The 5340-nt window shown below is 46.7% G+C and carries 4 protein-coding genes; all 4 read right to left on the bottom strand.

The window, feature by feature from the left end:
• Nucleotides 1-249: 249 nt before the first annotated feature.
• On the bottom strand, nt 250-543 hold the full coding sequence (locus B5G27_RS15700) for a hypothetical protein (RefSeq protein WP_143449757.1): 294 nt from the start codon (nt 541-543) through the stop codon (nt 250-252).
• Nucleotides 544-562: 19 nt separating this feature from the next.
• The gene (locus B5G27_RS15705; RefSeq protein ID WP_087179784.1) at nt 563-2872 is read right to left on the bottom strand and encodes an RHS repeat protein; all 2310 of its coding nucleotides are present in this window, start codon (nt 2870-2872) and stop codon (nt 563-565) included.
• A 131-nt stretch (nt 2873-3003) separates the two neighbouring features.
• A complete protein-coding gene (locus tag B5G27_RS15710) occupies nt 3004-3714 on the bottom strand; it encodes a hypothetical protein (RefSeq protein ID WP_087179785.1) in 711 nt (236 codons plus the stop codon).
• 3 nt (nt 3715-3717) lie between these two features.
• On the bottom strand, nt 3718-5340 hold a 1623-nt coding region (locus B5G27_RS15715; RefSeq protein WP_143449758.1), incomplete at its 5' end, for an RHS repeat domain-containing protein.

Here is a 5340-nt window from a genome sequence, read left to right on the forward strand (position 1 = left end):
ATCCGGTCGGTCTTCAGGGACTGCCGCAGGCTGTACAGCGCGGTGAAGGCATCCCCGTACTGTACGTCCCGGGGCACCCTGTTCAGGGCGCTCTCCACCTTGTCCGCGCAGCTCTTCATGGCAGAGGCGTGTTCTTTGCACTGTTCCAGGATGGTCTTTAAATCCTGTCACATGGTCTCGATCTCTGAGGTCTGGAATACTCGGTTCATCACTTTTTCCCTCTCTTTATTATGTTGGTAACATCTATGATTATGTAGTAATATTTTTGTATTTCATAAGCCCCCTTTTATATAGCCATCTTTCCAAATAATTAGGAACAATAACTATTTCTACTATTAACACAAGGGTTAACACCCATTTCACATTACAAAATTGTTTTAATACTAAAATAGACAAAAACATTATTCCTATGCTTCCTATAAGATAGATCAAAAAACCTTTATTGTGAATATTCATTTTAAATTCTGTTCCACACTCGTCACATTTTCTAGGAACTTTTAATCCAGTACATATAATCTCTTTTCCGCATTTTTTACATTTCATAATACAATGCTCTCCCATCTCAATCCACACAATTTTCAATTTTTCTTCTGAGTCCATCTATAATTGCGCCCCATTCATCTTCTCCTAATACATCCTTAATATATTTTATCTGTCCTAATCTGCCAGCTACCAATGCAATCACAACTGCAATAGCTGATTCTTCCATGACATTTAACGCAAAATCTTCGACTGTTGAAAATTTTTGTACTCCTCCTAGCGCTTCAATGGTTTGTGTACCTGCACTACCTGCGGCAACTCCTAACAAATTTTCTATTTTTGTTGGATTTTTTATATATTTTGCCATTAACGCTGTTGAAAATACTGCACTTCCATAAGATTCCAGACTAGAAACCTCTCCCGCTATTAAATCTGAACCCACTTGTACCATCGCTCCTATTGTTGCTGCTCTCGGTGCTATGTTAAAAGATGTATAAATAATTACACCAGTAGTAGCAGAAGTTATATATCTATTAAACGGAGAAATTGTCATTTCCCCAGTCCTAACGCTATTTGCAATGTCTGCTACCGCTCGGTATGAAGCTCCGGCTGTTGCTGCTACAGCTGTATTTACTGCTACAGTTGAAGCCCCGGCTGTTGACAAGGCCCCAACTGCCCCCACACCAGTTCCTATGACAGCTCCGGCTGCCGCTCCTTTTAAGGCATTCTTGCCAGCTTTTCCCCAGTTAATTTTCTTACCTTTCGACACGTCAGAAATAATCGAACCTATTCCTCCGACCGCTCCTCCTATTAACGCGCCTATTGCAATTGTTGGGAACTCTCCATCATTATCCACATAATCTATCGGAGCATTCCAGCAATAAGCATAGCGATTCAAGGTATCCGGAAGCAAAATAAATCCGCCTATTATATCCTGACTGCTAAATCTCCCCGCATCCACCTGATACTCCCTCGCCTGAGCATAGTAAGTCCCGGCCACCTTGTCCTTCTGATACCCCGTATACCCCAACGGCTGCATCTCCCCCTGGTTCCCATACAGGTCCTCTCCAAATGCTCCGTATCCATAGGATTCCCGTATCGTCCCACTCTCGTCTGCAATCCTCAGCGGACTTCCCAGCTCATCCTGCAGATAATAACTCTGTCTTCCATTCTCTTCGTAGGATGCCACGTTCCCATCCCAAAAGTACGTCTGCCTTTTCTCTCCTTCAGTTTTCTCCAGCAGGTTGTGGTACTCCCTTGTCAGATCGATGGTGTAATGGATCTGGGTCAGGTTCCCAATCTCCCGGTCGATCCGGTTCTGCGGATCCAGCTTCCCGGTCTGGTCTGCCGGCAGCCTTCCTTCCGCCTTCCCGACCCGGTGCCCCAGCCCGTTGTACTGGTACTTCGCTGCCTTCCCGGCCCCGTTCACGGCTTCCTCCAGACGGTTCAGCGCCCCGTACACATACTGCTGTGTCATCTGCCCGTTCTCCGTGATGCGGGTCAGGTTTCCTCTCTTATCATACTGATATACCTTCCGGAGGGCCGTCTCTGCGCTTCCCTCTTCCCGGATCTCTGTGATCAGCTGGTTCAGGGCATTATGACAGTAGGTTGTACGCCCTGCACTGTCCTCTTTCAGGACGCGGTTCCCAAAGGCGTCATACCCATACCGGGTCTGGAGTTTCCCGTCTTTTTGGATCTGGGAAAGCCGTCCCAGGGCGTCATATCCGTATGCATAGGCTCCGCTCTCCGACTCCAGACCTCTTCTCTCCTTCGTGATCCCGGTCTTGTTCCCTGTCAGGTCATACAGATACGTATACCGGTCTGAAACACCTTCCCTGTCCCTGTGCACCAGCTCCGTCAGCTGGCCTTTGCTGTCATAGGTATAAGCGCTCTCTGTCCCATTGGGGAACTTCTTCTCCGCCAGCCTTCCAAAGGCGTCATAACCGTAGGTGATGGCCCGGTCCCCTTCCCTCATCTCAGAAAGCCTTGCCTGTTCATCGTATCCGTAGGCTACGGTCCTTCCATCCGGGTAGGTGATGCCTGTCCGCTCCCCGCTCTTTCCATAGGTATAGGATACTTCCCTGCCGTCCGGGTACTGTACGGCTTTCGCCCGTCCCAGGGCGTCCGGCGTGATCTTCGTCTCTCCCAGCCAGTCCTGCACAAGGATCAGCTGGCGCAGCGGGTTGTAGGACAGCTTCACTTCCCGCCCGTCCGCGTACTGGATCCGGGACAGGTCCCCCTGCTTTGTGTAGGCATACTTTGTCAGGAAGCCCTCCTTGTCCAGCTTGGACAGGAGCTGTCCTTTCCCGTCATAGGCATACTGCTCCCTCTGCCCCAGGGCGTCGATGACCTCTGTCACCTGCCCTTTCAGGTCCCGGAGGTACCGGGTCACCTGGCAGGTCCGGTTCCGTTCTACAGCATTCGCAAACGCATGGTTTTTCTTCCTGAATTTTCCATATTGGCGAATATCTACGAGCCTGTTACATGCATCCTGCTACCACTCAATCTGCTAACTAAAAACATTTAATCTAAAGTAAATTGTAACTGACTTCCCGCAATGTCGCTTTCCAGATTTTCATAATACCAGAAGTACCATTTTTCACCGAAAGACTCATACGGTATTATTCCTGATGGTTTCTGTCCTTCTATCTTTAATTTATAAATCTCTTTTGAATTACAATCCCCCCAGACAAATCTGGTATTCTCTGGATCGATGTTAACACTCTGGGTGAAATCGCTTAGTGCCAGTTGACCTTGAACCAGAGACTCCAGTGTCCCTATTGTAAAATTATCCCTTTCCGACTCTGTCGGAAAACCTGTTATATATGTATATCTTTCTTCCCCTTCAATTACTTTCTTTTTAAATTTAGCAAATGTCAGGCATTCTGTATTTTTATCTTTTATGGATTTAAAATATACAGAAGCATAATTCTCGTTTTCAAATTTTGCAATAACTTCATCCATGTTTTTCTGATACACTTCTTCCGGTTCAACCTGAAAGCTGCTGTTTTTCATCGCCTGCTCCGGCGAAGGATAATATTCTGAGTCCGGTATGGAATCTTCATCTATCGGTTCACTAATATTGTGAGGTTTATACTCGATCCTTATTTCAGGCTCATCGGAACTAAATTTCAATATTCCTAAATCTACCAGTACCCCCACTCCAATCATGATTATAAATAGAAGAATTATGCCTATAAATATCCCCAGAATTACTTTCCCTGCTGTTTTCATTTCCTAACCTCCACACGTTGCTAATTTAGGTACCAAATCAACAAAAAATTGATACAGACTCGGGGCAACCTTAGCTATATATGCTACTACTGGGCCAATAAGCGGATCGTCTATGACGCCAATTCCCGTGCTGTCATCCGCCACCAGTATCGCCAACAGTGCAACTGCCGCTACTACGCTTACTGCTTCAAAAACCTGTTTCCAGTTTGCGATATAAATATCAGATGAATAACTCCATGTAATATTGGCATAATCCTCAATTTCAGTTCCATCTGGCAATGGAAGCGGCATATTTCCACTATCTCCTCCTACTTCAGAATTAATCCCGACTCCTTTTTTATCATAGAACCATCCATACTTATATGTATGATTTTTATACTTTATGGAAGCATCCTGGCTAAATTTCCATGTTAATGGATTCCAATTTTCTCCTGATAATTCACTTCCTATTGTAATATTTCCGGGCAGAGTCACTTTCGCATTAATTGTCCATCCTTTAAATTCACCTCTTAGATTCTTCTTTGCGACAATTATGTTACCACCCCGATGTGAAATGACTTGATATTCATTGCCATTGATATCTCTTTCATACAAAATTGTATCTTCTCCATAAATGTGTTTCGACCATATCTCATCATTAAACCATCTCGCCGCATCACTTATCTTGTTACCAAGCCAGTCCCCTGCATCTTTCAAACCATTTCCGATATCCTCCATCCACTGAGGCCACGCGCCATTCAAATCCACAAGATTGACTGGTCTGTTAAAACAATAAACATATCTGTTCAATGTGTACGTTCTTTCCATAAAGCCCAACATTTTGTCTTGGCCTATAAAGCGCCCTGTTTTCGCCTGATACTCTCTCGCCTGAGCATAGTAAGTCCCAGCCACCTTATCTCTCTGATACCCCGTATACCCAAACGGCTGCATCTCCCCCTGGTTCCCATACAGGTCCTCTCCAAATGCTCCGTAGCCGTAACTCTCCCTTACTGCTCCCGTCTCATCCTCGATTCGGATCGGGCTTCCCAGCTCATCCTGCAGGTAATAGCTCTGTCTTCCATTCTCTTCATAAGACGTCACATTCCCGTCCCAGAAGTACGTCTGGCTCCTCTCCCCCTCTTCCTTTACCAGCAGGTTGTGGTACTCCCTTGTCAGGTCAATGGTATAGCGGATCTGGTTCCAGTTCCCGATCTCCGTCCCCGCTTTGATTCCGTTCCGGGGATCCAGTCCTTCTAACTGCTCTTTGGACAGTGTCCCTTCCAGCTTCCCTACCCGGTGCCCCAGCCCGTTGTACTGGTACTTCGCTGCCTTCCCGGCTCCGTTCACAGCTTCCTCCAGGCGGTTCAGCGCCCCGTACACATACTGCTGTGCCATCTGTCCGTTCTCCGTGATGCGGGTCAGGTTTCCACGCTTATCATAGGCAAAACTCTTATTTACCGGATCGGTGCCTTCCCGGAGTTCTGTGATCAGCTGGTTCAGGGCATTGTGGCGGTAAGTTGTCCGCCCTGCACGGTCCTCTTTCAGGACGCGGTTCCCGAAAGCGTCATACCCATACCGGGTCTGGAGTTTCCCGTCTTTTTGGATCTGGGAAAGCCGTCCCAAAGCGTCATATCCGTATGCATAGGC

The sequence above is a fragment of the Lachnoclostridium sp. An76 genome, from assembly GCF_002161355.1.
GTDB classification, from domain to species: Bacteria; Bacillota; Clostridia; order Lachnospirales; family Lachnospiraceae; genus Mediterraneibacter; species Mediterraneibacter caccavium.

Excerpts from the sequence above, each read along its gene's own strand:
- B5G27_RS15700 (WP_143449757.1), bottom strand. The coding sequence starts at position 543 with ATGAAATGTAAAAAATGCGGAAAAGAGATTATATGTACTGGATTAAAA.
- B5G27_RS15710 (WP_087179785.1), bottom strand. The coding sequence starts at position 3,714 with ATGAAAACAGCAGGGAAAGTAATTCTGGGGATATTTATAGGCATAATT.